General features: G+C 68.7%; 24 protein-coding genes and 2 pseudogenes. 11 read left to right on the top strand and 15 right to left on the bottom strand.

Annotation, left to right across the window (positions count from 1 at the left end; genetic code table 11):
* Nucleotides 1-195: 195 nt before the first annotated feature.
* From F9B16_RS02480 to F9B16_RS02445, 8 genes are all read right to left on the bottom strand, one after another.
* Nucleotides 196-1,200: a DUF6177 family protein gene (locus F9B16_RS02480; RefSeq protein WP_151538153.1), complete on the bottom strand. Its 1,005-nt coding sequence runs from the start codon at nt 1,198-1,200 to the stop codon at nt 196-198.
* Entirely contained in the window at nt 1,197-1,577 is a 381-nt protein-coding gene (locus tag F9B16_RS02475; RefSeq protein WP_151538152.1) for a hypothetical protein, read from the bottom strand. The genes F9B16_RS02480 and F9B16_RS02475 overlap by 4 nt, the downstream gene beginning before the upstream one ends.
* A complete protein-coding gene (gene eccCa, locus F9B16_RS02470; protein ID WP_151538151.1) occupies nt 1,577-5,602 on the bottom strand; it encodes a type VII secretion protein EccCa in 4,026 nt (1,341 codons plus the stop codon). Before eccCa ends, F9B16_RS02475 begins: the two co-directional genes overlap by 1 nt.
* 91 nt (nt 5,603-5,693) lie before the next feature.
* Entirely contained in the window at nt 5,694-6,668 is a 975-nt protein-coding gene (locus tag F9B16_RS02465) for a nucleotide-binding protein (protein WP_151538150.1), read from the bottom strand.
* 10 nt (nt 6,669-6,678) lie between these two features.
* Nucleotides 6,679-8,001, bottom strand: coding sequence for a type VII secretion integral membrane protein EccD (gene eccD / locus F9B16_RS02460; RefSeq protein ID WP_151538149.1), 1,323 nt, complete (start codon nt 7,999-8,001; stop codon nt 6,679-6,681).
* 16 nt (nt 8,002-8,017) lie between these two features.
* Nucleotides 8,018-8,980 (bottom strand): TNT domain-containing protein, encoded by a 963-nt coding sequence (locus tag F9B16_RS02455; RefSeq protein ID WP_151538148.1) that lies wholly within the window; start codon nt 8,978-8,980, stop codon nt 8,018-8,020.
* 40 nt (nt 8,981-9,020) lie between these two features.
* A complete protein-coding gene (locus tag F9B16_RS02450; RefSeq protein WP_151538147.1) occupies nt 9,021-9,329 on the bottom strand; it encodes a pore-forming ESAT-6 family protein in 309 nt (102 codons plus the stop codon).
* A 30-nt stretch (nt 9,330-9,359) separates the two neighbouring features.
* A complete protein-coding gene (locus F9B16_RS02445; RefSeq protein WP_225991281.1) occupies nt 9,360-9,722 on the bottom strand; it encodes a hypothetical protein in 363 nt (120 codons plus the stop codon).
* Between the two features lie 233 nt (nt 9,723-9,955).
* On the opposite strand from F9B16_RS02445, the gene F9B16_RS02440 reads away from it, so the two are divergent.
* Both F9B16_RS02440 and F9B16_RS02435 read left to right on the top strand, forming a co-directional pair.
* The gene (locus F9B16_RS02440; protein ID WP_151538146.1) at nt 9,956-10,333 is read left to right on the top strand and encodes a DUF6507 family protein; all 378 of its coding nucleotides are present in this window, start codon (nt 9,956-9,958) and stop codon (nt 10,331-10,333) included.
* 61 nt (nt 10,334-10,394) lie between these two features.
* Complete coding sequence (locus F9B16_RS02435; RefSeq protein WP_151538145.1) at nt 10,395-14,840, top strand: hypothetical protein; 4,446 nt, start codon at nt 10,395-10,397, stop codon at nt 14,838-14,840.
* Between the two features lie 143 nt (nt 14,841-14,983).
* Here the strand turns inward: F9B16_RS02435 and F9B16_RS52335 are convergent, their stop codons facing one another.
* Both F9B16_RS52335 and F9B16_RS52330 read right to left on the bottom strand, forming a co-directional pair.
* Nucleotides 14,984-15,433, bottom strand: coding sequence for a transposase family protein (locus tag F9B16_RS52335; protein WP_225991280.1), 450 nt, complete (start codon nt 15,431-15,433; stop codon nt 14,984-14,986).
* 60 nt (nt 15,434-15,493) lie between these two features.
* The gene (locus F9B16_RS52330) at nt 15,494-15,805 is read right to left on the bottom strand and encodes a hypothetical protein (RefSeq protein WP_225991279.1); all 312 of its coding nucleotides are present in this window, start codon (nt 15,803-15,805) and stop codon (nt 15,494-15,496) included.
* Here F9B16_RS52330 and F9B16_RS02425 point away from each other — a divergent pair.
* Nucleotides 15,794-16,144 (top strand): hypothetical protein, encoded by a 351-nt coding sequence (locus tag F9B16_RS02425; protein ID WP_151538144.1) that lies wholly within the window; start codon nt 15,794-15,796, stop codon nt 16,142-16,144. The two genes, F9B16_RS52330 and F9B16_RS02425, sit on opposite strands and share 12 nt — an antisense overlap.
* Nucleotides 16,145-16,882: 738 nt before the next feature.
* Here F9B16_RS02425 and F9B16_RS02420 read toward each other — a convergent pair.
* Complete coding sequence (locus tag F9B16_RS02420; protein ID WP_151538143.1) at nt 16,883-17,635, bottom strand: SDR family NAD(P)-dependent oxidoreductase; 753 nt, start codon at nt 17,633-17,635, stop codon at nt 16,883-16,885.
* 173 nt (nt 17,636-17,808) lie between these two features.
* Here F9B16_RS02420 and F9B16_RS02415 point away from each other — a divergent pair, with 173 nt between their 5' ends.
* The 7 genes and pseudogenes from F9B16_RS02415 (at nt 17,809) to F9B16_RS50620 (ending at nt 22,630) form a co-directional block, all read left to right on the top strand.
* Entirely contained in the window at nt 17,809-19,221 is a 1,413-nt protein-coding gene (locus tag F9B16_RS02415) for a Mu transposase C-terminal domain-containing protein (protein ID WP_225991278.1), read from the top strand.
* 251 nt (nt 19,222-19,472) lie between these two features.
* Entirely contained in the window at nt 19,473-20,393 is a 921-nt protein-coding gene (locus F9B16_RS02410) for a TniB family NTP-binding protein (protein ID WP_225991277.1), read from the top strand.
* A pseudogene (locus F9B16_RS54000) lies at nt 20,390-20,791 on the top strand (TniQ family protein); the annotation flags it as partial. The gene F9B16_RS02410 and the pseudogene F9B16_RS54000, both read left to right, overlap by 4 nt.
* 41 nt (nt 20,792-20,832) lie before the next feature.
* Nucleotides 20,833-21,225 (top strand): hypothetical protein, encoded by a 393-nt coding sequence (locus tag F9B16_RS52325; RefSeq protein ID WP_225991295.1) that lies wholly within the window; start codon nt 20,833-20,835, stop codon nt 21,223-21,225.
* Between the two features lie 30 nt (nt 21,226-21,255).
* Complete coding sequence (locus F9B16_RS02395; protein ID WP_151538140.1) at nt 21,256-21,603, top strand: hypothetical protein; 348 nt, start codon at nt 21,256-21,258, stop codon at nt 21,601-21,603.
* A 156-nt stretch (nt 21,604-21,759) separates the two neighbouring features.
* Nucleotides 21,760-22,368: a recombinase family protein gene (locus F9B16_RS02390; RefSeq protein WP_151538139.1), complete on the top strand. Its 609-nt coding sequence runs from the start codon at nt 21,760-21,762 to the stop codon at nt 22,366-22,368.
* A 103-nt stretch (nt 22,369-22,471) separates the two neighbouring features.
* Complete coding sequence (locus tag F9B16_RS50620; RefSeq protein WP_192808577.1) at nt 22,472-22,630, top strand: hypothetical protein; 159 nt, start codon at nt 22,472-22,474, stop codon at nt 22,628-22,630.
* A gap of 174 nt (nt 22,631-22,804) precedes the next feature.
* Here the strand turns inward: F9B16_RS50620 and F9B16_RS02385 are convergent, their stop codons facing one another.
* The gene (locus tag F9B16_RS02385) at nt 22,805-23,377 is read right to left on the bottom strand and encodes a TIGR03086 family metal-binding protein (RefSeq protein WP_225991276.1); all 573 of its coding nucleotides are present in this window, start codon (nt 23,375-23,377) and stop codon (nt 22,805-22,807) included.
* 104 nt (nt 23,378-23,481) lie between these two features.
* On the opposite strand from F9B16_RS02385, the gene F9B16_RS02380 reads away from it, so the two are divergent.
* Nucleotides 23,482-24,066 carry a TetR/AcrR family transcriptional regulator gene (locus F9B16_RS02380; protein WP_225991275.1) on the top strand — a complete coding sequence of 195 codons (585 nt, stop codon included), beginning with the start codon at nt 23,482-23,484 and terminating at the stop codon, nt 24,064-24,066.
* 126 nt (nt 24,067-24,192) lie between these two features.
* On the opposite strand, the gene F9B16_RS02375 is transcribed toward F9B16_RS02380, so the two are convergent.
* From F9B16_RS02375 to F9B16_RS02370, 3 genes and pseudogenes are all read right to left on the bottom strand, one after another.
* Complete coding sequence (locus tag F9B16_RS02375; protein WP_264159673.1) at nt 24,193-25,695, bottom strand: transketolase; 1,503 nt, start codon at nt 25,693-25,695, stop codon at nt 24,193-24,195.
* Between the two features lie 83 nt (nt 25,696-25,778).
* Nucleotides 25,779-26,009, bottom strand: a pseudogene (locus F9B16_RS53500) (transketolase); the annotation flags it as partial.
* A gap of 50 nt (nt 26,010-26,059) precedes the next feature.
* Nucleotides 26,060-26,641, bottom strand: a complete 582-nt coding sequence (locus F9B16_RS02370) for a MarR family winged helix-turn-helix transcriptional regulator (protein ID WP_151538137.1) — start codon at nt 26,639-26,641, stop codon at nt 26,060-26,062.
* Nucleotides 26,642-26,675: the final 34 nt, after the last annotated feature.

Genomic DNA, 26,675 nt, shown 5'->3' with positions numbered 1-26,675 from the left:
AGACTGCGCCGAGCGACTAATACGGCGGGCACATTTTGCTTTCCCCTCGGGACATCGGATGATGACAGTCCCGGAATGCACTCGAGCCGCAACCGTCTCCAACACCTTGAGCCCAACCGCCGGTGGAAAGCACCTGGCCGTACCCGACGGCCCGGGGTTGGCCAGCGGAGCCATGTCTGGCCGCCTCCTGGCGGCTTATGTGAGATGCCGGATGATGGCGCTCAGCTGGTTCCATGGCGTTGCGGAGGTGATGTCGGCCAGTGGATACCAGACTCCTGGTTCGAGCGGATCCCCGATCAGTCGCCCCTCCACCGGCGCCGACACCACGCGCTCTCTGCCCGCCTCGGCGACGCCGACCGGGCCCAGAGCCATGGCGAGGGGACGGGGCAACCCCAGGAGCCGGGCCGGATAGGTGAGGTCAGCGCGTCCCGGCATCCAGTGGGCCGTAAGCGTGCTGAGCTCGGCGCTTCCTGCCCACCGGTCCGCCAGCGACTCCAAGGCATCCAGGGTGTCCTGAGGCGACCAGGTGTCGTCGAGCAGGGACACCACGAGCGTGATCTCTTCCTTGACACCCGTATCGACCCGTGACACTTGCACTGTGCCGCCAAAGGGCGGACCCGGCTCCCCATGGCCGCCCGTGAACACCAGCCAGGTCGGACGTGGTGCGCGGCGGCGGCACAGGGCGGTCAGAGCAGCCCGGTCCCAGCACGCCACGGCCGGTTCGGCGGCGCCCCATCCGGCCGGGGCGGCGCCGGCGAGGACCAACGCCAGCTCCTCGACCGCCGAGCCCAATACCAGCTCTTCCGTGGCGTCGTGGACGACACGCAGGTCGACGGTGACGTGATGCCCCAGTTTCGCGTCTTCGGGGCCGCGCAGGAAGGTGGGGGAGGGGCCGTCCGTCCTTGCACGCTCGGCCGGGACGAACTCGGTGCCGTCCCAGTCCACAGGGAGCCCGGAGTACCCCTCGTAGTGGCCGTCCTCCGCGTGCACGATCCAGCGTGCCTGAGGGCCGCGCAATGCCAGCCGCAGTGGCAGCGTGATCCGGCTTTCGTGCGGGGTGAGCACCTGGAGCACCAGGTCTTCGGCCGCGCATCGCGCCATGACGTCGGTGATCCATGACGAGATCGGCACGATCTCCTGGTCCCGCGTGATGACGACACTCGTCTCGGTGGCCAGGTCGACGGCCGGATGATCCCTCACGCCCGCTCCGGTGGTTCCGGGGGCGCCGGCGGCCACACCGCGCCGCCCAGCCGGGAGGTCAGCTCTGCGGCGAAACGGTGCGCCACGGCGGGTCCGTCCGGAGCGCTGTCCGGCACCCATGCCTCCATCCACCAGTACGGGATCGCCAGTCCAGCGGTGACACGGTTTCCGAGCAGTCGCTCCACCTCGCCCTCGACCTCGACCCGCTGTGCCTCCTCGATGCTCACCAGTACCCGGTCCGACTCGTCACATAGGTGGACCAGCCTGTCGTCACCGGTGGCGCGGACCCACAGCGAGTCGTCCGCGACCACCATCGAGTCGACGAGGTCCAGGGCGTTGGGCTCACGTTGGGTCAGCACGACCAAGGCATAGGCCATCACGCCTCCCGGAGGGAGGACGGCCGCGGTGCGGGGACGCCGGGCGGCTCGTCCAGTAGCGCCGTCTGGATGAGTCGTGGGCCGTCTCTGCGGGTGAGCCAGAGTCCGCGTCCCGGTGGCTGCGGGCCGGCGTACACGCGGGGGAACAGTTGCCCTTCCGAGCGGTCGCCGGACATCAGTAGTGCGCCGGTGCCGATCTCCCGCATCGCCTGGACGAGCGGGTCGTACATGCCGCGGGACGCGCCGGCGACGCGGCGGGTGACGACGAAGTGGACACCGATGTCGCGGCCGCCGGCGACGAACGGCAGGAACGGCGCGAGCGGCTGCTGTCCGGCCGTGGTGAGCAGGTCGTAATCGTCCGCCAGGATGACGATGCGCGGCGCCGGGACGGTGCCGTCGCCGTCCGCGGCGACGTCGTCGGGCATTCGTTCCTGCAGTTCTTGCGCCACGTTCGCGGCCAGCCCGGCGCACACGCGCGGAGTGGTGGCGTATCCGCCGAGGTAGGGCGCCGGGATGACGTCGCGCAGCGTCCGGCGCGGGTCCATGACCGCGAACACCACGTCGCCGGGCGTGTGCCGGGCCATCAGGCCTTCGACGATGAGCCGCAACAGGTTCGTCTTGCCACATCCGCCGTCACCGAGGACGAGCAGGTTCTGGTCGCCGCCGAACAGGTCCAAGGACACCGGGGCGAGGTGCCGCTCGTCCACACCGATCGGCACCAGCCTCGGCTCGTCCGCAGGGCCGGGCAGGTCATGTGCGGGTAGCCGGTGCGGCAGGACGCGGACCTGCGCCGCCACCGGTCCGGCGGTGGCGACCCGGATCCTGCCGACCGCCGACTCCATTGCCTCGCCGAGCACGGACGGGTCGGGCGCGCCGCCGATCGCGGGCACAGCGACCTGCGCGAACAGCTTGGCCTCGGTCAGGACGCGGCCGGGCAGGTCCGCGCTGATCGTCTGGGCCAGCTTGCGGTCCACGGTCGAGTCGGACGGGTCGTTCAGCCGCAGCTCGACCCGCTGCCCGAAGGTGGACTGGGCCGCGATCCGCACGTCGTTCCAGCGCAGCATTCCGGCGACCACGTGCACGCCGTATCCGCCGCCGCGCTGCAGCAGGTCGGCGACCATGTCGTCGATCTCTTCGACGTCGGTGCGGATGGCTCCGAAGCCGTCCACGAGGAGCACGACGTCCGCGCACGGCAGTTCGGGCACCAGCCCGTCGGCGTGCATCCGGCGCAGCCGCGCGACCCCATCGATGCCGCGGTTCCGGAAGACCTCCTGGCGGTGCTCCAGCATCCCGTGGACCTCCTCGACCGTTCGCCGGATCCGCTCGTAGTCGGTGCGGCCCGCGATTCCGCCGACGTTGGGCAGACCCTCCAGGGCCTGGAGCCCGCCGCCGACGAGGTCCAGCCCGTACACCGACACCTCGGAGGGTGAGCGGGTGAGCGCCAGCGAGAGCGTGAGGGTGCGCAGCAGCGTCGTCTTCCCGGTCTGCGGGCCGCCGATGATCGCGACGTGCCCGCCGGCCGCCGTCAGATCGAGCCGCCAGACGTCCTGCCACTGCCGGCGGGCGTCGTCCAGCAGGCCGACCGGCACCTCAAGCCCCTTGCCGCGGGCGTCCGGCAGGTGCATCCCGGCGGCGGTGACCTGGACGGGGCCGCAGATGTTCTCAAGCGTGACCAAGGACGGCAGCGGCGGCAGCCAGATCGTCTGGACCCGGCGGCCGTGCCGGGACAGCGACTCGACCGTCACGTCTAGCAGCGTCGGCCCGGTGGTCCGTTCCGGCAGGCTCGGCTCGTCGGTGCCGTCCCCCTCCGTCTCCGTGCGGCGCCTGGCCGTCTCGCTCCTGTTGAGCACCGGGTAGAGGTGGACCGGCGGTGCTTGCCCGACGGGCTCCTCGTCGGCCGCCGCCTGGTTGCGGTAGGCCCCGGATACATAACCGCCCTTGAACTTCGTGTAGACGCTGGTGTCGACCTTGAGGTACCCGAAGCCGGGTAGGGCCGGCAGGTGGAAGGCGTCCGTCGTGCCGAGGACGGTGCGGCTCTCCTCCTCGGAGAACGTGCGCAGCCCGATCCGGTACGACAGATAGGTCTCCAGGCCGCGCAGCTTGCCGCTCTCGACCCGCTGGCTGGACAGCAGCAGGTGGACGCCGATGCTGCGGCCGATCCGCCCGATCGAGAGGAAGAGCTCGACGAAATCGGGCCGCGCGGTGAGCAGCTCGCCGAACTCGTCGATGATGACCAGCAGGTGCGGCAGCGGGGGCAGCTCGGGCCGTTCCGCGCGCAGGTGGTTGTAGTCGCCGACGCTGGCGATGTTGCCGGCATCCCGCAACACCTGCTGGCGGCGCTGCACCTCGCCGGCCAGGCTGGCGTAGGCACGCTCGATGAGTCCCGCGTCGTCCTCCAGGTTGGTAATGACCCCGGCGACGTGCGGAAGCGATCCGAAGGGCGCGAAAGTCGCGCCGCCCTTGTAGTCGACCAGCACCATGCTGACCTGCTCGGGGGAGTGCGTGCAGGCGAGGGCAAGGACGAGCGTGCGCAGCAGTTCGCTCTTGCCGGACCCGGTGGCGCCCACGCACAGCCCGTGCGGGCCCATCCCGAGGCTCGACGCCTCCTTCAGGTCGAGGATCACCGGCCGGCCCCCCTCGTCCAGCCCGATCGGCACCCGCAGGAAGGCGCGCTCGGATCGCGGCGCCCACGACCGGGCAACATCCACATGGGCCGGGTTCTCTAGGCCGACCAACGAGGCGAAGTCGACCTCGCCGCCCTGCGCCGCGGATTCCTCGGCAGACTCGCGGGACAACCGCAGCGGCGCCAGCATGCGGGCCAGACCCTCCAGCATCCCCGGCGGGACGTGGTCCACGGTTCCCGACATCGTCACCGCGACCTCACCGCGCAGGTCGGTGACCTCGACCCGGTCACCGTCAACCAGGATCCGGATGTTCACCTCGCCGGGCTCGTGCTCCCGCCGCTCCACCAGATGCACGACCGTCGCGGCCAGGTCGGCGACCGGAACGCCGGGGTCCGGCCGGGCGAGCTCGGAGGCCGGCTCCCCGTGCGTATCGTGGATCAGCACCAGGCGCCGCTGGAAGCCCAGCGCCTCGCGCGTCCCGAGCCCGCGCGCCACCTCGGCCGCGAGATCGGCGCGTGCCCGCAGATCGTCGGCCAGCAGTGCGGCGATCCGCTGCGGGCTGGTCGCGACGAGCCGGAGCGGCGCGCCGCAGTCCCGGCGTCGCTGATCATGCGCGTGCGGCAGCCACTTCAGCCAGTCCCAGTCGGGGACGCGCCGACCGCCGTAAGCGATGGCCACGTCCTCGGGTGCGTGGAACGCGGCGAGCTGCCCGATCATCGCGCGCAGCAGCCGCAGCGCGTCCTCGCGCGGGCCCACCACGCTGACGTCGCCAGCCATATCGAGCGGCAGGACCAGCGGCATGTCGGGGGCCGTTCCGAACCGTGCGGCCAGGGCGCGCGCCTCCGCCATCATGAATGGGTCCGCCGGGGTCATCGCCGACGCCTGCACGCCTACTTCCAGCGGCTGCCCGGGTACCAGGCCGATCCCTATGCGGACACGCAGGAAGTCCGCGTCCCGCCGCCGCCTTTCCCACAGTCGCGCCGGGTCGCGCAGCACGTCGTAGAGAGCCTCGGGCGGCGGGTTCAGCACCCGCGCCGCAGCACGCCTTTCCCGTTCCCCGGCGGCGAGCGTCTCCCGCAGCTCTTCCAGATGGTCCAGGTACCGCTCGCGGCGCCCCCGGCGCTGCCGCGCAGCCTGCCCCCGCCGCGAGATCAGCAGCATGCCGCCCGCGAGCACCGCCACCACCAGCATCACAGCACCGAGCGCCATGAACGCGCGGTTTCGCAACACGGTCATGACCGTGAGCGAGGACATCATGCCGGCCATCGGCAGCAGCGTCATCAGCTGACCGCCCGGAGTGCCGGACTCCGGCAGCGCGGGCGGCGCCTCGATCTGCTGGACGGCCCGCTCCGGCGGGGCATGGACGGTACGCGCGGGCCGATGCACCACCCGGGTCGTCACGGCTCCTCCTCAATGCTCGATGGTGCCGCTCAACGATCGTGCTGGACTGCGGCGGTTCTTCAGAAGGTCCATCAGGGTCGGCCGGAGCCGGTCAGGGACGGAGCGCCGCCCGCAACGCGGCGGCGGCGAGATCGATGGCGGAGACCCTGGTCGAATAGCCCAGACGGTCGGGATCGATGGTCGTGCCGACGGCCAGATGGTCGTCGTAACCCAGCTGGACCGTCTCCACCCCGGTATCGCGGAGGGCCGCGCGGGCGCCCGCCAGGTCGAACGCTCGCGAGCCGGGCCGGCTGTGGACGGTGAACACAACGATCGTGCGCCGCACGAGGTCATGCATGGGGCCTCTGTGCAGCCAGTCGAGGGCACTGTGGGCGCTTGCCGTGCCTTCCTGCGTGGCGGGAGCGACCAGTACCTGGGCATGCGTGCCGGACAGGACCGCTTGGTGCAGGTCCGTGCGGATGCCGGCCCCGCAGTCGGCGATCGTCACGCCGAAGAACCGGCTGAGCGGCAGTCCCTTGGCGCTGTAGGCGGCGGCGTCGAGCCGGCCGCGTCCCAGGGCATCCCGGGGGCCCAGCAGCGCCCATAGCCGTTCGCCCATCCGCTCCAGCTGCGGCTCGATCTTCTCGAACGAGGCCGTCCCCACGTCCAGCCTGGTCAGGCCGGTCGTCGAGCTGCTGGGCCGGACGCCCAGCCGTAGGGGCAGCGACCCGAACTCGGGGTCGAGGTCCAGGGCGAGTACGCGATCCTGCCGGTAGCGGGCGAACGCCGTGGCGATGAGCGTGGTGACGGTGCTCTTCCCGGCCCCACCGCGAATACCGGTCACCGCGATCCGCCGACCGGTCGTGACAGGGTGCTGGATCCAGCGGCCGTTCTCGGTGAGGGCCTGCACGTCTTCCGCCGCCCGGAACGGTCCGGCCGCCGCATGGCGCAGGCGCCGCAGCATCGAGTCGCCGTGCACCTCGCCGAGGACGAGGTCGTCCGGTCCGATGGACGGTCGGCGCGGGGGAGGATCGAGCACCGTGCGCTCGGGAAGCTCCGCCGACCTGGTCCGGTCACGATCAGCCACTCGAACCCCCTCAGAACGTGCCGAGCAGGCGTTCGAAGGTGCCGAACGCGCCGATCGCCACCGGTACGATCGCCACCGCCGCCAGGGCTTCAATCCGGTTCATCGCCAGGCGCAGCCTGGCCCGCACATGCTCGGGCCGGTCGCCCGCCAGCACGGCGGCCGGCACTGCCAGTGCCACCGCCAGCGCCGCCAGGGCGGGCCAGGCCCCCCAGGCGCACTCGGCCGCACCGCGGACGCACAGGCCGGCCACGATCGTGACGGCCGCGGCCAGCAGTGCGGCCTTCTCCACCACGAGCGGGAACACCCGCGCGCGGCCCGCCAGGATCAGTGCCAGTAGCCCCGCCAGCGCGGCGGTGTAGCCGTCGAGCCGGGTGAGCGCGCCGAGGCCAGCGGCGCCCGCCGCCAGCGAGACTGCGATGGTGGCGATGGCCAGGCTGCGGTGCGCGCCGTCCAGCGCCCGCAGGACGTCCCCGCGCAGCACCGCGTCGCCCGCGTCGCGCCGGTCGTCCAGCGCCGTCAGCCCGGACAGCGAGACCGCCAGCCGTACGATCGAGCCGAGCAGGATCACGCATCCGAGTGCCACGACCGCCGCGGTGCGCGCTGCGTCCAGCCCGAGCGCGGCGCAGACACCGGCCGACGCGGCCAGCAGCGCCGCCGTCCCGCCGCCGAGCAGGCCGCCACGGCCGAGCGGCGAGGCGACCCCCAGCAGCGCGAGGACGACGGCGGTCACCACCGCCAACCCGGCCCAGCGCCCGGCCCCCGGCCAGTGGCCATCGGTGGCGGCCCACAGCGCGAGAGCGCCCACCGCCCCTCCGCTGATGGTGATCGCGCTTCCGAGGGGCTCGCGCCAGAGCCGGCCCACCGCCGCGCCGGCCGCCAGCAGCACGGCCGCGACCCCGGCCAGAACTCTGGGAGCCGCGTCCGCGGGCAGCACGGCCGATGCCGTCAGCCCCGCGGCGAACGTCAGCCCGGCGAAGGCTGCGGTGGACGTCCAGCGCGCCGCCTCCGGACCCCACGACGCCGGAAGGTCGTCCATCCTGTCGCCCACGACCTCGGGCACCTCGTGCACCACCGGTGTGGGCAGCGGCTCGTCGGCGTGCACGAGGCGCAGGACCGCGCCGTCCGGAATCCGCCGGTCGGCCAGGCTCACAGCGGGATCCAGCACCTCGCCCGTGGACGTCACCAGATGCCGCAGCCGCGGAGGGCTCAGCACCCGGTCATTCAGCAGTTCCAGGACATCGGGCATCAGCGCGCCGACCGGCGTTCGCGCGGGCAGCACCATGTCCAGCCGGCGTGTCTCGCCGACCAGGGTCACCCTGCTCCACATGGACATGAGGCCTCCGTACAGGTCACTTGGGCACGACCGTGCCGGTGACGCGTTCCAGGTATCCGGTCTGCAACAACCACCGGACGGTGGGCAGCACGGGCGGCTGTGGGAACAGTCCGGCGTCGACCGTGAAACGCACGCCGCCGCCTCGGCCGCCGTTGGCGAGCGCCGCGACCGATGCGGTCACCGAGAACGGCTGGGCGACGCGATAGCGGTGATAGTCGGGGGCCAGGTGAACCCGGGCGGGCAGTCCGCGCGGCGCGAAGGGCGTCCCGAACGGGAACAGCAGCGATCCGCTCTCCTGCCCGAACGCGTCCACCAGGGCGCCCTGCGCCAGCGGGTAGGCGATGGACGCACGGCCACTCTGCGCGATCTTGTTCCGTGCGTCCGCCGCCAGGCTCGCAGCGTCCTGGATGGCCGCCCGCTCGGCGCGGGCGTCGAGCGGGTGCGCGGGACGCTCTCGCACGACCAACTGCCCGTACAGCCACCGGCACGCTTCGTCCTCGGTAGTGAACTGGCCGCCGATCCGGCCCCTCTGGAACTCGACGACACCGCCGGAGAAGCGGTCGGTCTCCTTGACGATGACGTAGTAGCTCGAAACCGCCCCTGCTCTTGGACGTGGCTGGCCGGGAAGCACGTACAGGTCGCGCGGAACCTTCGCCTCATCGAGCGCCGTCCGCAGCATGGCGAACGTCACCTTGGCGCCCACCCAGCTCGCGGGAACCTCCGTCCCGCCGGCGAGGGGGAGGCTCTGCGACTGCTGTTCCTGCTGGCGCTGCTGCTCGTCCAACGTGGACCGCAGGAAGGAAACGCCGACCAGCCCCGCGCAGAGCACCGCAGCCACGCACAGGCCGACGGCGACCTTCATGGTGCTCTCGCCGAATTCCCGGCGATTGCGCTGCGAGCCTAATATCAGCGCGTCACGGAGCCGCCGACGACGTACGACTACCGACTCCAGTAGCTGAGCGTCATAGTCACGCGCCACCGGTTCCGCCTTTCATCAGATTCGGCGCAGTCGATCAGACTCAAAGATCGTTGACGATCGCGCGAGCCTTCCCCAGTGTCATGTGAGCGATACTGTCATTTTCTTCGAGCAATTTTTTAACCAAAGTGATGAAGTCTCGGGTTTCGTCGGCCGCAGCCAGCCACTTGCCCTCCTTGCCATGGTATTCGCCCGATACTCCCGTGGCCTCCCAGTTGGCCAGTAGGGCCTGCACGTTCTGGCTGCGCAAGCCGATCAAATCTTCGAGTCGGTTTATGATCGCTCGAAGATTGTCCTGCACCTCACGCGAGGCGCTGATATCAAAACTGCGTTTGTCGATTCTGTTCGTCATGGTCAAACGTCCTTCCTGGAAGGGTAATGCTCAGCGTGGGCGGAACTTTGTTCTGTCGAAGACAGCTCCGGACATCTTGCGGGTCGCCCGGTCGGCCATCTCTTGATCGCCGCCGGCAAAGGTGGCCTCAAGACCGGACTGTGCGGTGTTCACCCGGTTGAGGTGGCCTTTCAGATCTGCGGTGAGCCGATCCGCATGCTCCTTGAACCGGTCGAATGGGGCTCTGCCCGCACCATGGAACTTGGGGAACAGTGGCTCGGCCGCAAAAATCAGCAACTTTATGAGCGCGGCGAGCTCAACGCCGCGGTCCTCGGTTTGCCGGGCCATGTCGACCAGTGCCTCCGTGCCCTGATCCCAACCATTCACTGAGCCCGGACCCCACCGTGGCGTCATCGTGATTCACCCATTCCTTCGTATCGTCTGCGCACCCCGGCGACCGCGCGGAAAAGCCGTCCCGGAGACAGTCCGGTCGATCGCCCAACCCGCCACCGGCCTCCGTGCCGCAAGCCGGTGATCCGGTCTGGGGCTTGACGAACGGTGGTGTCTTCGGACGGTCCGGTATGCGAGGTGTCGGCGGCAGCCGGTGCAGCTGCGAGTCGTTGTCACGGGGCACGAGAGGGGTGCTGATGACGGGCTGGGGGACCATCGACGGGTGGGACATCGATCCGATCGGTGTCCAAACGGTGCTGGAAAAGGTCATCACCCATTACGCCGGTGAAGACGGCAAGGGGAACGGTGGCCTTGTGAAGCAGGCCGGCCAGTTCGCGCAGTATGTGGATGATGCCGTGGCCGCCGCGTTGAGCGAGCCGATAGGTATCGCCCTGGGGGAATATGCCAAGGCCGTCAAGCCCGAACTGAAGGCCACATTTCACAAGGTGCACAGCTGTGTGAAGGGTGCCACAGACGCGACGAAGGCGTATATCGATGGCGACATCAAGATGGCGGAGAAGGCCCAGAAGCGCGCGGTAGACGCCCCCAGCCCGCAGGCGGGTGGCAAATGGTAACGGGGGCTGGGCCGTCGATTGCTGTGCCGGTCATGCTGCTGGCTGTGCGCCGGGGGTAGCCATGGCTGATTCGCTCGGCCCGGACGATGTGATCGTCCGGGACCCATCGGTTACTCCGTATGGTCCGTTCGTTCCAGAAAAGCCTCCTCCGAAGCTTGACCCAGATGATCCGGTCGATCCGTCGAGGATTCCGGTTCCGGATGTTCACCTGGCCGATCTGGAAGCCGCGGGCCGTGCGTTGAAACGGGTCGGGGGGCGGTTCGCCAAGACCAGTGGTGATCTTGATTCGGCGTGGCGTGGCCTGTCGGCGTTCTACCGGGCGCCTGAGGCCTCGGATCTGATCGCCGCGACGCGGGACGTCCCGGTGACGGGAGAGCAGTTCGGGCATGAGGCGAAGGCCGTCGGTGAGGCACTGCTGGCGTTCGTCGACGAGGTCCGCCCGATCGTCACCAAGTTGCACGGGCTGCGGGCGGAGGCCACCGATTTCCGTGCGAAGGTCGACGGGAACTGGGACGGGGATTTCGGTAACTGGCAGAAGAACGGGGTGTGGGTCAAGGAGAACAACCGGCTGAACGATGCCGCCAGGACGGCACTGGTGCAGTATCAGGAGGCCGAGCGGGCCTGTGCGAACAAGATCACCGCTCTTTTCGGTGGTACGCATTTCGCGCCCGACACCGCACTGAAACGCCGCGGTGACTACATTTACGGGTTGGCGGAGGCACCGAAGGGCGTACTCACACCGTGGGGGGCTCCGCAGACGCGAGACAAGCCGTGGTATCAGCAACTCGGGGATCTTGGCCACGATTTCGCCTACGGGCTCGTCAGCTACGCGGGCGCTGCGGTCGGCGCGAACGTCTACGGCGAAGAAGACAGCTGGGGGCCGGCCGGTACCCCTGGTCAGTGGCTGGGGCGGCTGAAGGATAACTGGTCGGGGATGCTGGATGACTTCGGCACCCTGATAAACCGGATGGATGGGCGGATCGACGAGAACGGTGTCTACCACGGTGATCTGACGTTCGGGCAGTGGTGGCACAACATGAAGTACCAATGGCCGAAGCTGGGAAGTGCCATAATCCACAGAGACGATTGGCATGACCGGCCCGTTTATGCAGTCGGCGGTGCGGTATTGAACATCGGAATGCTGATTCTTGGAGGCGGGAAAGGGCTGACGAAGCTCGACGCGGGTTTGCGGGATCTAGGGAGCCTGCTCCCAAAGAAGGCCGAGCCGGGGCTGGTGCCACCACCGCCAGGGCCGGTCCCGCCGCCTCGTTTCGGCTTCACCGAGATCGATGTCCCCGAGATCGTCAAGCCCCGTTCCTTGAACCCCGTGGAAGGGCGAGTCTTCGACAGTGCGACCAATGTGCCTGGCGAAAGTCTCGGCGCCGGCGAGCTCATGCCCGACAAGGGAATGAAGTTCAACCGGCCGCCGGTGATGAACGATCCGGCCCGGCTCAACAACGCCGCCGGCGCCGCCGACAGGTTCGCGCGGGTCAACGTCCGCGACCTGGCCGACTCACTCAAAGCAACGCCCGCTGCCGTCTCAGCCTCGGCCGCCGCTGCCGCACCTGCCGCGGCAGGAGGACCACTGGGAGCGGCAGGACCACTCCAACCCACCGCCCCCGGGCCCTCAGTCGACATCCCGCCCGCCGCGGGCGATATTCCCCGCACCTTCATCCATCAACCTCCCGTCCGCTACGATGCCCAACCCGTCACCCTCGGCCACGCCGGCCCACCCAAGGCCGTGGACGCGCACCTGCCCCCTGAATCGGCGCCGCCCCCGATCAGCGCTCCATCGGACGCTCCAAGAGCCGCGTCCGGACGCCCGATGGAGAGTGGCCCCGGCACCAGTCAGCCACCCGCACGCATGACCGCCGGACCGCGCGAAACCCCCGGACCCGGCCCGTCGACGCACAACCCTTCCGCGAACGGCCCTTCCCAGGCTGCACACGAGCGCGGCGCCCCGCCGGCGCCGGAGAGCGCGGCCAACGTCAGTGGCCGTGACCCCGGCGTCCCGCACGCGATGGAGCGGCCCCCCAGAACCACGGCAAGCCGCCCAGCAGGCGAAAACCCCAAACCCGGCCACCCTGGCAGCGAACAACCAACAAAGGCGTCTGAAGCAACGACCCCGGCCACAGGCCGGACGCCGGAACAACTCGCTCAGTATCCGCATACATCCGCTGACGCCCAGGCGCCCCACACCGACTCCGCTACGGCAGGCACGGGAGACGTTCGCGGTGTTGGTGGTGCAAGGGAGGACGGGGCTCTCCCGTCGCCGCATGAGTTGTCATCGCGGGGACGCGAGATCTTCGGTCCGCTCGGTGCGGATGCCCCAGTGGTCGACTTCGCGACAGAGCCAATTCACCCGCGCGCGCAACATGATATCAATGAGCGGATTCTAAAACCCTTGGTCACCGAATACCCAGGTGTTGCCAAGCGGCTGGAGTTCATCGGCACACGTGAGTTTCCGCCAGGTGACGAGCGGCTGGCCGCTGCCTTTCCAGGGGAACGGGGGCGTATCTATTTTAATCCCAATGTCCTGAAGGCGCCGATCGCAGAACAGTCGTTCAAAAACTTCCATGTCCTGCCCACTGTCGATGTAGTTGGAATTGGGACTCATGAGCTCGGTCACATTATATTCGGGCTGGCTCGTGAACAGCCGCAAATAGTCGCCGAACTGGAAAGTGCGATAGGTGAGGCGCTGGGGTCGCAAACTTCCTTTCAACTTCTGGAATGGTCGAGTGGCCCGCTCCAAAACTATCGATCATTGGTTGCAACGCGTCTTTTTCATCCTCTCGCTAAGGGTAGCTTCGGGCCACTAAAGAGTATGATGATTAAAAGAAGCTTGAGCGAAATCGGGGCCTCGAACGCGCATGAACTGATAGCCGAGGCATTTTGTGAGTATCGGTTGGCTGAGAGTCCGCGTCCGCTCGCGTTGGCCGTCGGCCAGGTAATCGACCGTCACTTCAACGTCGACACTCGATTCCCGGGATCGTCTCCGTCGGTTTCAAACGGGGAGCCTCGCCCATCGGCCTCCGGGGCCGCGGCTCGCGATATTGCTCCGGTGGTTCCTTCGGCCACCGAGCCCGTTCCGCCCACCTCAGCAGCGGAGGCGTCCGTTGAACCGGCCGCTCCGGCCCCAAACCCGGTTCCACTGGACGGGCCGCTCGGCCGATCCGCCGGCGCGGAACCCGGCCAACCACCCGGCATGCACGAGACTGGCAACCCAAGCTCAGCCATGTCTTCCCAAGATGCACCGGCCGTTCATTCACCGCCGGATATCGTCGGAGGACCTGGCGCGGCCGAGCGCCCGGTGGCCGCAACCGCGCCAGCTCTGGCCTCCTCACCATCACACGCTGTTGCGAGCGTTCCTCATGGTGGTGAGCCACCGCGCTCAGGGACCGCCAAGCCACCTGAGGCAGAACGTCCTGCATCCGATCCTTCGCCTGAGACGCGCATGCGGGAGCAGCATGGCGAGTCGCTGAACGAGACCATCTCCGATGCGGTCCGCCCCGAACGTGTAGACGCGCGCTTGCGCTACGCCTGGTATGAAGACGACCGTCCCGCGGCAGGAACCAGGGACGGGACCTCGTCCGGCGCTTCGGGATCTATGCCGAACCACCCCGCCCTTTTCGAACCACGTCCTGGCTCGGCCGAGGGTCCGGCGACCGTAACGCCGCCGGTGTCGGGCTACGAGCGATCACACGCGGTCGCCGGGGGTCCTCATCGTGGGGAAGCACCACGCGCGCCAGGGCCCGCTCGGCCACCCGAGCGTCTGTCATCCACGGATGACCCAGGCCGCGCCGTATCCCAACCGGAGGCTCCGGCAACCGGAACCGATACGGAGGGCCCTCCGCGTCCAGACCCGCACGAACACGACGGTCTGCCCCATGGCCACGACAACCAACCAGATGAACCCACCGACCCCGCTCCCGACCCTGAGGGCACCTCTGACCACCGCGCCGTCGACGTAGACCGCGACATCGATAACAACGACTCCGAGCCGGTCACCGAGCTTCCGCCGCCCAAGACGGGCGGGCCGCGTTATCCGACAATCCCGCTGGTAGCGAGGTGGATTGGAGAGGACATACCCGGCAACAAGATCTTTCCAGGGAAAGCGGTCGAATATCTCAACGCTGTGCAGCGCGAAAGATATCGGATCTGGGTAGATGATCAGGGACTTATCCGCGATATCAACCGTCATCTCCTTGATACGACCAAGACCCCCCTGGGTGCGGCCATTTCGGTTATGGACGAGTTCGGAAATATGTATGCCTCTAATTTCTATGAATCGGGCCGTTTTCAACACTCCAGCTTCCTTGCCGGTCAGCCTGTCGCCGCAGCTGTCGAGATCCGCGTGATCAAGGGTAGACTCGAGGTGATCACAGACGGCAGTGGGCACTATAAACCACCATTCGAGTGTCTGCAGCAATACATGAATGTGCTGCAAGAAGAGGGTGTTTACGTGGATGATGTGTTTATCCAAAGCTTCAAAAAGCCGAGAGGGTAAGGGTTCGGTTATGACGCAAAGGAGCCATAAATGCACTTGTTGCGCAATGAGCGCGGAAATTTCGGACGGTGATCGGGATTTTGGGTTTCTTGTCAGTGTAACGCAGATCAACCGGCATTTATTCTGAGGTGATCTCACCGAATTTACGTGAGGTGGCCGTGTTTCGGAGTGGACGAGCACGAGGCGGCTTTGGCGATGTTGCCGATTTTTCTGCGGCTGGCGGTGATGTGCTGCAGCGTGCGCCATCGCTGGGTGAGCAGTGCGAAGCCACGTTCGCCGAGGCAGCGCAAGGCACGCAGCAGCATGTTGTAGGAGCGAGTGTCGATGTCGAGGGCTTGGCCGTCAGCGGGTTGTTTAGCTGGGGTGTATATACGCCCTGGCCTGCATCTTTGTGGCCAGGGTCGGCAGGTCGTTCTGAGCGGTAGCGGCGTACAGGCGCCTAGCACGTGCTCGCGGGCCGCGGTCAAGTCGTGCACCGAGCCGGGTTCGACGTGGGAGAGCCACAGCGGGAATCCGTTGGGGGCGAACAACGCTTGAATGTTGCCGCCGTGCTCGTGGGGATTTGCCGGAGTACCACAGGTCGACGGTCTCACTTTTGACGCTCATCGTCTTTTCTCGGCACCGGTCGCTTTCGATTAGTTTTCCGTCCGTGATCAGGTGCGGCAGCTTGTCCCGCTTGGCTCGTTGGAGTGCTTGGTGCAGGCCGGGGCCTGGGTGGCGAGCACCGCGAGCACCTCGTCGATGTAGCGGTAGGCGGTTGCCCGCGACACCTGATGGTCGCGTCTCAGCGCGGTCGGATCGTTACGGTCACGGAACCAGCGCAGCACCAGCACGGCCTGCCAGAAGCAGGTCAGCGCCCTGCTCCCAAACGGGGTGCCGCGCCGCTGGCGTTCGGCCCATAGCAGTCGTGCGACGAATTGCGCGAGTTCCTGCGAGGCGTCGAGCGTGGCACGATGGACGATCACGTAGAGCTCTTCTGGCCGAAGAAGATCTTGTCGCGAGACCTCTTCTGCCGGGGGCGGCTAAGAGTCAATGTCCTGGCTTATACCACCGCGGATTCTATATTTTTGAATCCTGATTCGCGGTGGGGTGGCCCGGCGAAGATGGCGGAACTCGCCTCAGCCAAGGACAGTGGCCTGGTAGCGCCGCCCGTCGAAGGGCTCATCAATCACGAAGCCGGCCACTTACTGGCCGATGAAATATTGGTGAATCCGGAGGCGTTGAACGAACTCAACAGAGCGATATCCGGCGAACTGGACATCCCAATCGAGATCACTCTAGTTAAACTCCAGGACACCGCGTGATCCCTTCCGAGAAAGACGCCCCGAAAGCCTCCAGATGATCACTTGCTACACATATGCAATAGGATTGATCGCCACGCCGCTGGGAGTGCGGACGCCGTCCATGTCGCGGGTCAACTCGCGGCGTAGATCGGAAGAAGCCGTAGCGCCACGCTTTGTCGGTGCCGGGGAGCTGAACTGGGCGGCTGCCTTCTTGCATCGGTTCTTCGTAGTTGGCGATGTGGAGGGCCGCCTGCTGGAAGGGAGGGGGGAGGGGCGGAGGTGTATCCGCAACTGGTCGTCCCAGGTCGTTGCAGGTGTGCGGGCAGCGCTGCGCCGACGTACTCCCAGCCGGCGCTGTCGCCTCCTGGCGCTGCTGCTGCGATGACACTTGCAGAGGGGCAGGCTGTGGGGACGACGCCCGCGCGGGCGCGGGGGTCGTTACGGGGGTGCGATTGTTGCAGAACTTGTCGAGGCTGTAGCCCTGCACCAGGACTGCGGACTTCGGCGGTCCCGCCGGCGACCGCCAGGTAGGCCGTGCCGTTGTCGATGGTGGTGAACGTAGGTGCGGGCGTGGTCGCGTGCGGGCAGGTGCAGCCGCCGATGGCTTTGATCCCCGCCGACCGGGCAGTCGAGGTCACCGAGACCGGCGCCTGATCGTTTCGCACCTCACCTTTGATCTCTCGGGGCGGCGACATCCGCTGGGTGTAGAGGTTCCACGGCCTCGACAGCGAGGGCCTCTTCGCGTTGCCGATCAGTGATTCAGCGGGTCAGGGCGCCGCCCTCGACGGGGAGCAGCACCCCGTGGATGTAGGACGCCTGGTCGCCAGCGAGGAAGCCCACGGCGGCGGCGACTTCGGCCGCGGTGCCGGGGCGGCGGGCGGGGTAGCTGCTCGCGGTGACCTGTTCCCACATCGGCATCTGCGCCGTGTTCAGCTCTGTGGCGGTCGGCCCGGGCGCGACGGCGTTGACCCGTATGCCGTTGGGGCCGAGTTCTGCGGCCCACGACTTGGTCAGCGAGTGCAGCGCGGCCTTGCTCGCGCCGTAGAGCGCGGTGCCTTCCTTGCCGTGGACGCCGCTGACCGAGCCGATGTTGACCACTGCCCCGGCGCCGCGTTCGATCATGCCTGGCACCAGGGCGGCGGTGAGCAGGAACGGAGCTTTGATGGTGAGCCCGAGGGCCGCGTCGATCTGTTCCTCGGTCGCCTGCAGGAACGACAGTCCCGGCGGGATGTCGGCGGCGTTGTTGACCAGGATGTCGATGCGGCCGTCCGCTGCGGCCAGCGCGTCGTCGGCCAAGCTCCGGATGCCCTCGCCGGTGGCGAGGTCGGCCTCGACGAATTCGGCGCTTGCGCCTTGTGCACGGATGCGGCCGACGACCTCGGCGCCGCGGACGGCGTCCCGGCCCGTCACGACGGTGAGCGCGCCCTCGTGCGCCAGCGCCTCGGCGATCGCTCGTCCGATCCCGCCGGTCCCGCCCGTGACAAGAGCGTGGCGTCCCTGCAGACCCGTCATGTGGATCTCCGGATTCGCGTGTTAATGGATGTCGATGTCCGAACTCCTCTGCACGTTTGTCCTGGGGTTATGGACTGGTTTGCAGAGGAGTTCGGATCTTCCTGCTGTCCGTAGTCGTGTGCACTACGGTCACTCTTCGTCCGTACTCGTGTGCGCAACGGTGAGGTCGTGGCTTGGACGAGGGGCTGACGGAGGTGGTTGAACGGGGGGTGCTGACGGCCTCGGGAGAGGCATGGGCGGTCGCGGTGCGGCGGGCGGAGGTGATCGGCCTGTTGGCGCTGCGGGCGCGGGTCGGTGTGGACGCGGCGGATGACGCCGCCGCTCAGCTGGGCATTTCCCGGCGGCAGGTGTATGCGCTGTTGAGCCGGTGGCGCCGGGGCGAAGGCGTGGCTACGGATCTGCTGCCGGGGACCTCAAGTGGTGGGCGGGGGCGGGGCCGGTTGTCGGCGGAGGTGGAGGCGCTGCTGGTCGAGGTTGTCGGGTCGCGGTATCTGAGCAGGCAGCGACGGTCGGTGGCGGTGGTCTACCACGAGGTGGTGCGGCAGTGCCGGATTCGGGGGCTGCCGGTCCCGGCGAGGAACACGCTGGTGCGGTGGATCGAGGGGCTGGACCCGGTGGCGGTCGCCACGGTGCGGGAGAGCGCGGATCGGGTTCGTGTGCTGCGGTCGGCGGGCGGGCGGCCGCCGGTGGTCGAGGGCCTGCTGGAGCAGGTGCAGATGGATCACACGGTGGTCGATGTGGAGGTGGTGGATGATCGGTACCGCCTGCCGATCGGGCGGCCGTACATCACGGTTGCGATCGATGTGGCGTCGCGGTGCGTGGTCGGGCTGGTCGTCATGCTGGAGCCGCCCTCGGCGTTGTCGGTGGGGCTGTGCTTGGCGCACACGGTGACCGACAAGCGGACCTGGTTGGAACGGCTCGGGGTGCAGGCGGTCTGGCCGATGAGCGGCAAGCCGCGCATGATCTACGTGGACAACGCGGCGGAGTTCAAGAGCGAGGCGCTGCGGCGGGGCTGTGACCAGCACGGGATCGCGCTGGAGTACCGGCCACCGGGGTTGCCGCACTTTGGCGGGATCGTCGAGCGGCTGATCGGCACGATGATGGAGATGGTGCACGAGCTGCCCGGCACCACCTTCTCCAACCCGGCCGAGCGCGGCGATTACGACAGCCAGGCCAGGGCGGTGCTGACCGTCGCCGAGCTGAACAAGTGGCTGGCCCTGGCGGTGGCGTCCTACCACGGGCAGGTGCACGGCACGTTGAAGCAGAACCCGGCAGGGCGGTGGGAGCAGGGCGTGGCCGAGGGCGGCCGTCCGGCCATGGTGGCCGGCGAGACGGCGTTCCTGGTCGACTTCCTGCCGGTGATCCGCCGCACGTTGACACGGACCGGGTTCACCATCGACCACGTCCAGTACTTCAGCGACGCGCTCAAGCCGTGGATCGCCCGCCGCGACCGGCTGGAGAAGTTCGTGTTGCGCCGCGACCCGCGCGACATCTCCCGGATCTGGGCGCTGGACCCGGACGGCGGCGCCTATGTGCAGGTGCCGTACCGGACGCTGTCGCGGCCGCCGATCAGCGTGTGGGAGTAGCGCGCCGCGATCGCCCGGCTGCGTGAGAGCGGCCGCGACCAGGTCGACGAGCACACGCCGCTCGCGATGGTGGAGCAGATGCGGCAGATCACCGACACCGCGGTCGCCACTACCCGCAAGGCGCGGCGCCAAGCCCAGCGCCGCTCGGCCAGACCAGCCCGGCCGGCACCCGCGCCGGTACCGCCACCACCCGGTGGGGCTAGTCGGGCGGCAGGAGCCCCCGCCCGGCCGTTCGAGGTGATCGAGCAGTGGTGACCGCAGAGCTGGAGATCGGCGACCCGGAGGACCTATCCCACCTGCACGAGGCGGCCCGGCGCGTGGCGCGGCCGCCCGCGGCCGAGCGGTTGGCCTACGTGCGGGCGGACCGGTGGATCGGCTACACCCGCGCCACCCAGGCCGTCGCCCGGCTGGAGGAGCTCTTGGCCCGGCCGGCCAAGCAGCGGATGCCGAACCTGCTGCTGATCGGCTCGACCAACAACGGCAAGTCGATGATCGTGGAGAAGTTCCGCCGCACCCATCCGCCGGTCCCGCATCCTGATCGGGAGGAGATCCCGGTCCTGGTCGTGCAGATGCCCTCGGACCCGAAGGTGGCGCGTTTCTACACCGCGCTGCTGAGCGCGCTCGGGGCGCCGCTGCGGCCGCGGCAGGTGCTGCCGGTGCTGGAGCAGTTGACGCTGCGGCTGCTCCGCGAGAGCGGCGTGCGGGTACTGGTGATCGACGAGCTGCACAACGCGCTGGCCGGACGCGGCGACGCGCGCCGCGAGTTCCTCAACCTGCTGCGGTTCCTGGGCAACGAGCTGCGCATCCCGCTGGTGGGTGTCGGCACCCGCGACGCCTACCTGGCCGTCCGCTCCGACGACCAGTTGGAGAACCGGTTCGCTCCCTTCGTGCTGCCGCGCTGGGAGCCCGACGCCGAGGCCGGCGCGCTGCTGGCCAGCTTCGCCGCGGCGTTCCCATTGCGCCGCCGCTCCCACCTGGCCACCCCGGAGATGGTCGAGTATCTGCTGGCCCGCAGCGAGGGCACCATCGGTGAGCTGGCCGCGCTGCTCACCGACGCCGGCGTCGCGGCGATCGAGTCCGGCGAAGAGGCGATCAACCAGCGCACTCTGCTCATGGCCGACTACGCCGGGCCGACGGAGCGACGGCGCCTGTTCGAACGCGAACTGGCATGAGATCCGGCGGGACCCGGCGGTGGCCGCTGCACCCGCCGCCCGCCCCGGGGGAGGCCCTGTCATCCTGGCTCGCCCGGCTCGCCGCGCCCTACGACCTATCGGTCCGGCAACTGCTGGACCACAACCTCGGCCCCGCCTCGGCACTGGCTGCGACGGTGGCCGAGGACGCTGTGGACTGGGACCCGCCGCCGCAAGTCTTGGACGCCTTGGCCGAGCGGACGGACACCCAGACGGCCGAGCTGCGGCTGATGACCATCGCCGGGTGGGTGCCCTGGCTGGCCGACACGCTCGACCCCGACCAAGGCCCCGGGGCCTTCGACACCTACACCCGCCAGGACTCGGTCCTGCTGCACCGCGGGGAGACCGGCACCAACACCGTCGGGCGGTGGCTGCCCTGGCTGCCGGTGGATCAAGAACCCCACCAGGCACCTCCCCGCGTATGCCGGAGTGCGCGACCGATCCCGACCAGGGCGTCGCACTCACGGCCGGGCTGCTGCTCATGCTCAGCTGCCCCGACCACGGCTGCCTTCTGGAACCCGAGGGCACCGTCCGCATCGGGCACCTCCTAGGCGCGCCGACCCCCGCCCGGCCGGCCCCCGAGCCCGTGGCCGCCGTCGACCGGCTCACCTGGGAGGCGCTGACCATCGGCGCCGTCACCCTGCCCGCCCGGCCGGTCCACCTCGGGGTCTGGCTGCGCCTCCTGCGCACCCTCATCGACGAGGTGAGCATCTCCACCTCCCGCCTCCGTGTCACCTCCGCGCGCATGCTGGACCAGATCTGGGAGGCCAGCGGCTACCCACCGCGCGGCGGCATCACGGTATGGCGACCGTAGGAACAACTGCACGATCACCAACAAGACGCGATGCTCACCGCCGCCGCCACCGCGCTGCACCTGGCCAAGACCGGCGCGATCACCCCGCGCGGCACCCTCGGCCCGCTACTGACGGCCCAACCGCACCAGCCCGTCTACAACGGAGAGCCACCTGCTACCACCGATGACCCGTGGGTGCAGTTCCGCCGCGACGCCGAGGCGGTCTTCGAAGCCGCCCGCACCGATTCGGCCACCGCCCGCCGGCTACTCACCCTGTTCACCCACCGCTGCCGGACTCTTCCCGACTTCGACCGGGAACGGCGGTTCCTGATCGACTGGTGCATCCCGAAGGAGCTCCTGCCTGACACTCGCGAACTTGGCTGCGCGGACGTGCTCTGACCGGCTGTTCCACTTCCTGGAAGTGGAACAGCTCCGGCGGCGTGTCACCGATCTTCCAAAGATCGGACACTGCCGGACACCGCTCGTTCCGAAATTCATTCCACAAGTAGCGTTCCGAAACCGGAGTACGGAGATGATTTCCGGTACGATCTCGGGATGGGAACCGGCAACGATCACCCCACCGGTGGACTGGAGCTCGGCTACGCGCGCGTCTCCACCACCAAGCAGTCCCTCACCCGCCAACTCGACGCCCTGGCCGCCGTCGGCATCGGCGATGAACGGATCTACGTCGACAAGAAGACCGGGGCCACCATCGACCGTGACGGCCTGAACCAACTGTTGGCCTACGCCCGATCCGGCGACACCATCGTCGTGCACACCCTCGACCGGATCGGCCGCAACCTACGCGAGGTCCTCAACCTCGTGCACGAGCTGGCCGAGAAAGAGATCGGTGTGCGGTCCCTGGCCGACCCGCTGCCGATCAACACCGCCGACGAGGGCATGGGCCGGATCGCGTTCCTGCTGTTGGCGCTGTTCGCCGAGATGGAACGCACCTTCACCGCCGAACGCGCCGCCCACGCCCGAGCCGTCGCCCAAGCCGCCGGCCGCCAGATCGGTCGACCCGTGGCCCACCCGGAAGACAAGATCGAGTACGCGCGACTACTGAAGGCCCAGGGCGACTCTCTCGGCGTCATCGCCGCCAAGACCGGCATCCCCAAAACTTCCCTGCACCGCTACCTCGCGAGACCGGGCGGGCCGGCATAAGGCGCCGCAAGGCGGACTGCGATCCGCAGCGCTGCGGCTTTACCCCAGAGCACAGCTCCCCGCCTGGCACTCCTCTCGCTACGTACCGCCTCCTACTCATCGGTTGCCCCTGGGCTACTGGATCTGGGACACCAAGGCACGCCGATGGTGGGGAGAGCTCAACGAACTGTGTCCAGATGACCTGCTCACCGAACTGAATGGCGGCGCCGACCACGAGAAGATCACCGCTCTGCTCAAGAAGTACCGGGCCCCCAAACGCTGATCCGAACGTGTGCGCGGTTGCAGACGATGTCGATTCCCGTAGTCGTGTTCACAGTCAGGGACTACACCATCGCCGAGTTGTTGGAGGTCTTCTGCGTCGGCCGCGCCACCGTCTACCGCGCTCTCGAACGCGCAACCGGACAGCAGCCCCTGCCACCGTGCCAGCCACCACCACCTATCGTTCGTGATCTTGGGCGGACCATCGGGGGTTCCGGCCGAGGAGTGCGACGATGTTGTCCATCACCGAGTTGGTCGGGTCCTCGGCGAAGGGCTGACGATAGGCACCACCGGGTCCGTTCAGGGGACTACCGGGGGCGGTGTTGGCTCGGGCGAGCGGCAACGCGGCTTCTGCCAGCCTGGCCGGTACGACCAGTGGGGTCTGAAGAGCGCTGGCCAGGTCCCAGCGATGTACCAACATGTCGACGACGTGGACGCCGAGCACCCATTCAGTCGATGTCGGCCCTCGCCACGGGATCTCCACGGTCTGGCCGGTCTTTTCGAGGGCAGCCATCCAGCGCGCTGCGATGCGGGCGAAGTCATCGCGCGGGTCGTCACTTTCCTTAACGGAGGCAAGCACGGTCTGGGCCACAGCGTCGTGGCGTTCGTTCATGTGGCGGAGCAGATCCGCAACCGTCCAGCCCTCGCACGGCGTCGGGTTCGCCAACGCGGAATCCGGGATCAGTGCCACGTCGTGGCCGATCAGGGCGAGTGCGGTCGCGTCCAAGCGCAGGAGGTCAGTCAGGTCCACGGTCCTACTCCCATCAAAGGCACCCAACATATAGCGAACGGTCGTACGCCAACAATAGCGTACGGTCGTTCGCTATGCTCAGCTGTATGTCTCCCCGTCGCTCAGTGGTCGAAGCGGAGCGGACTCGTGCGCGGATCGTGCGGGCCGCGGTCGACGAGGCATCTCGTGTGGGCCTGGAAGGCTTGACGGTCGGATCCCTCGCGCAGCACCTCGGCATGAGCAAAGCCGGGCTGATCGGCCCCTTCGGCTCCCGCGAGCGGCTGCTCCAAGCCGCGCTCGAACAGGCCAGCACGGTCTTCCGCGCGGTAGTCGTCGAACCGTTGGCCGACATGCCGCCCGGCCGGCGCCGCCTCGAACGGTTGATCACGGCGTGGGTGAACTACCTGGCCGACTGCCCGTTCCCCGGCGGCTGCTTCGTCACCGCCGCCTCCTCCGAACTCGATGGCCGCCCCGGCCCCCTGCGCGACCGGCTGCAAAGCATCCTCACCTCCTGGCGTGAACAGCTGACCACCGAGGTCGCCGCCGCCCAGGCCGAAATGCCCGGCCCGCACCGCCCGCCGAAGGAAGTCGCCACCACGCTGAGCGGCCTTTCCATGGCCGCCAACCAAGAGATCCAGTTGCTCGAAGACCCATCGGCCGCGACCCGCGCCCGGAAGGCGATGCGTTACGCAGCCGGTCTCGACCGATAGCCCTGAGGCCGTCTGCCGTCTGCCGTCTGCCGTCTGCCGTTTCAGTGAAGAGGACTTTGGACATCCGTGCAGAGGACTTCGGAAATCGACAATGGAAGCCCCGGACCCTTGCTATCGGGCCCCTTGTTATCGCCTGACCAGGGCACGGGCCGCCTGGGCGATGTGGGTGCGGGAGATGCCGGCGGCTTCGATGAGTTCGCTGGTGGTGCCGGAGCCGGGCAGGCCGGTGACGGCGAGGTGGGCGAAGGCGGGGTGGGCGCCGGCGGTGCTGAGCGCCGACAGGACGGCCTCTGCGATCCCGCCTTCGGGGTGGTGGTCTTCTGCGACGACCAGAGCACCGGTTTCCCGGGCGGCGGCGGTGAGGGCGGCGGTGTCGATCGGCTTGATGGAGTACAGGTCGACGACGCGCGCCTGGATGCCGTCGGCGGCGAGGTGTTCGGCGGCGGCGAGGCACTCATGCAGGGTGACGCCGGCGCCGATGAGGGTGACCTGGTCGTGCTCGCTGTGGCGGAGGGTCTTGGAGCCGCCCACGGGGAAGGTCTCGTCGCTGCGGTAGAGCACGGGGTAGGCGCCGCGGGTGGTGCGCAGGTAGGAGACGCCGTCGAGGTCGGCGAGGGCGGCGGTCAGGGCGGCCGCGGACGTGGCGTCGCTCGGATAAAGGACGGTGGAGCCGCGGATGGCGCGCATCATCGCGAGGTCTTCGACGCCCATCTGGGAGGGGCCGTCGGCGCCGATCTCGACGCCGCTGTGGGTGCCGCACAGTGCCATGGTGATCTGGGAGACGGCCGCCATGCGGATGAAGTCGTGGGCGCGGGTGAGGAAGGCGGCGAAGGTGGTGGCGTAGGGGCGGTAGCCGCGGACGGCCATGCCGACGGCGGTGGCGATCATCTGCTGTTCGGCGATGTAGGTCTGGAAGTACCGCTCGGGGTGGGCCTTTTCGAAGTCTTCGGCATGGGTGGAGTTGCCGACCTCGGCGTCCAGTGCGACGACGTCGGGGCGGGCGCCCAGGGCGGCCAGCGCAGCTCCGAAGGCGGCGCGGGTGGCGACCTTCTCGCCGATGTCGAAGCGAGGCAGGATGACGGGCTGGACGTCCGGGGCGGGGACGGGCGCGGGTTCGGGCGGCTGGGGGCCGCGGACGCGCAGGTGGCGGAGTCCGCCCAGTTCGGCGACGGCGCGGTCGGCCATGTCCTCGGGGAGGGGTTTGCCGTGCCAGCCCTCCTTGTCGGCGACCTCGGCCACACCGCGGCCCTTGACGGTCTTGGCGACGATGACGGTCGGGGCCTGGCCGTCGGCGGCGGTGGCCAGGGCCTGGTCGATCGCGTGCAGGTCGTGCCCGTCGATCACGATCGCGCGGCAGCCGAACGCCTCGACGCGGCGGGCGTAGGCGCCGGTGTCCCACTCCAGCTCGGTGGGGCCCCGCTGCCCGAGGCGGTTGACGTCGATGAGGGCGGTGAAGTTGGCCAGCCGGTGGTGGCCTGCTGCGTCGAGGGCCTCCCACACCGAACCTTCGGACATCTCGCTGTCTCCGCACAGCACCCACACCCGGTAGGGCCGGTCTTCCAGTTCGCGGCCGGCCAGCGCGATGCCGACTCCGTAGGCGATGCCCTGCCCCAGGGAACCGGTGGCCACGTCCACCCAGGGCAGTACGGGGGTGGGTGCCCCTGCAGGCGGTGGCCGAAGCGGCGGTAAGTCTTGGTCAGCTCGTCGTCGCTGACGACGCCGGCCGCTTTGAACATCGCGTACAGAAGGGGAGAGGCGTGCCCCTTGGAGAAGATGAGGTGGTCGCTCTCGGGGTTGTCCGGCGATTCCCAGTCGTAGCGCAGATGGCGGGTCATCAGGACCGCCATCAGATCGGCCGCGGACAGGCTCGAGGTGGGATGCCCGGAGCCGGCCGCGGTGCTGGCGCGTACCGAGTCCACGCGCAGTTGCTGCGCGAGTTCCATGACCTGGGACAGATCGCTTCCGGGGTCGAGCGTGGTCGTCCGGGCCGTGGTCATGGTGAAAGCCTTTCGTGGGCGGGCGGCGAGGGTTCGCCGCCGCTCGAAGGAGCGGTGACGGCTCTGACGGAAGCGTCGGAGGGGCCGGACCCGGGGTCGGCGGCGACCGGTCGGGCCGGGCCGGGAGGTCGCTGGTCCGCCAGTTCACCGAGTAGCGACAGCGCCTCGTTGATCGTCGCCAGCTGCTCGGGCCCGAATCGCCGGTCCATCTCCTCGGCGAGCCACGAGCGCCGTTCCCGGCGGTCACGGGCGACCCGGTCACGGCCCTGGGCGCTCAGGGTGATGATCTGCCGGCGGCCGTCGCCGGGGTCGGGCCGGCGCTCGATCAGCCCGAGCGCGTCCAGGGACTTGAGCGTCGCCGTCATCGACTGCGACCGGACGCCCTCGGCGATGGCCAGGAACGTCGTGGAGGACGCGCCGTCCTTCTCCAGCCGCAGCAGCACCGACCGCTGCGCCGGCGTCAGCCCGCCGGTCGGCGCGGAACCCAGCCGGCGGATCAGGCGGCGGACCACCATCGCCAGTTCCTCGGCCGCCGCCTGCGCGGCATCCGACGCCCGCTGCGTCGATTCACCCGTCATCACGACGTCCTTTTCCAACGACCGGCGGTTTACG

The sequence above is a fragment of the Actinomadura montaniterrae genome, assembly GCF_008923365.1.
In the GTDB taxonomy this organism is placed as follows: domain Bacteria; phylum Actinomycetota; class Actinomycetes; order Streptosporangiales; family Streptosporangiaceae; genus Spirillospora; species Spirillospora montaniterrae.
Note: the sequence above shows the minus strand (reverse complement) of the source record. Positions and strands in the feature narration are given on the sequence as shown.

Excerpts from the sequence above, each read along its gene's own strand:
- F9B16_RS02475 (WP_151538152.1), bottom strand. The coding sequence starts at position 1,577 with ATGGCCTATGCCTTGGTCGTGCTGACCCAACGTGAGCCCAACGCCCTG.
- eccD (WP_151538149.1), bottom strand. The coding sequence starts at position 8,001 with ATGTCCATGTGGAGCAGGGTGACCCTGGTCGGCGAGACACGCCGGCTG.
- F9B16_RS02450 (WP_151538147.1), bottom strand. The coding sequence starts at position 9,329 with ATGACGAACAGAATCGACAAACGCAGTTTTGATATCAGCGCCTCGCGT.
- F9B16_RS02445 (WP_225991281.1), bottom strand. The coding sequence starts at position 9,722 with ATGACGCCACGGTGGGGTCCGGGCTCAGTGAATGGTTGGGATCAGGGC.
- F9B16_RS02440 (WP_151538146.1), top strand. The coding sequence starts at position 9,956 with ATGACGGGCTGGGGGACCATCGACGGGTGGGACATCGATCCGATCGGT.
- F9B16_RS02435 (WP_151538145.1), top strand. The coding sequence starts at position 10,395 with ATGGCTGATTCGCTCGGCCCGGACGATGTGATCGTCCGGGACCCATCG.
- F9B16_RS02425 (WP_151538144.1), top strand. The coding sequence starts at position 15,794 with ATGGACGATCACGTAGAGCTCTTCTGGCCGAAGAAGATCTTGTCGCGA.
- F9B16_RS02420 (WP_151538143.1), bottom strand. The coding sequence starts at position 17,635 with ATGACGGGTCTGCAGGGACGCCACGCTCTTGTCACGGGCGGGACCGGC.
- F9B16_RS52325 (WP_225991295.1), top strand. The coding sequence starts at position 20,833 with ATGCCGGAGTGCGCGACCGATCCCGACCAGGGCGTCGCACTCACGGCC.
- F9B16_RS02395 (WP_151538140.1), top strand. The coding sequence starts at position 21,256 with ATGCTCACCGCCGCCGCCACCGCGCTGCACCTGGCCAAGACCGGCGCG.
- F9B16_RS02390 (WP_151538139.1), top strand. The coding sequence starts at position 21,760 with ATGGGAACCGGCAACGATCACCCCACCGGTGGACTGGAGCTCGGCTAC.
- F9B16_RS02370 (WP_151538137.1), bottom strand. The coding sequence starts at position 26,641 with ATGACGGGTGAATCGACGCAGCGGGCGTCGGATGCCGCGCAGGCGGCG.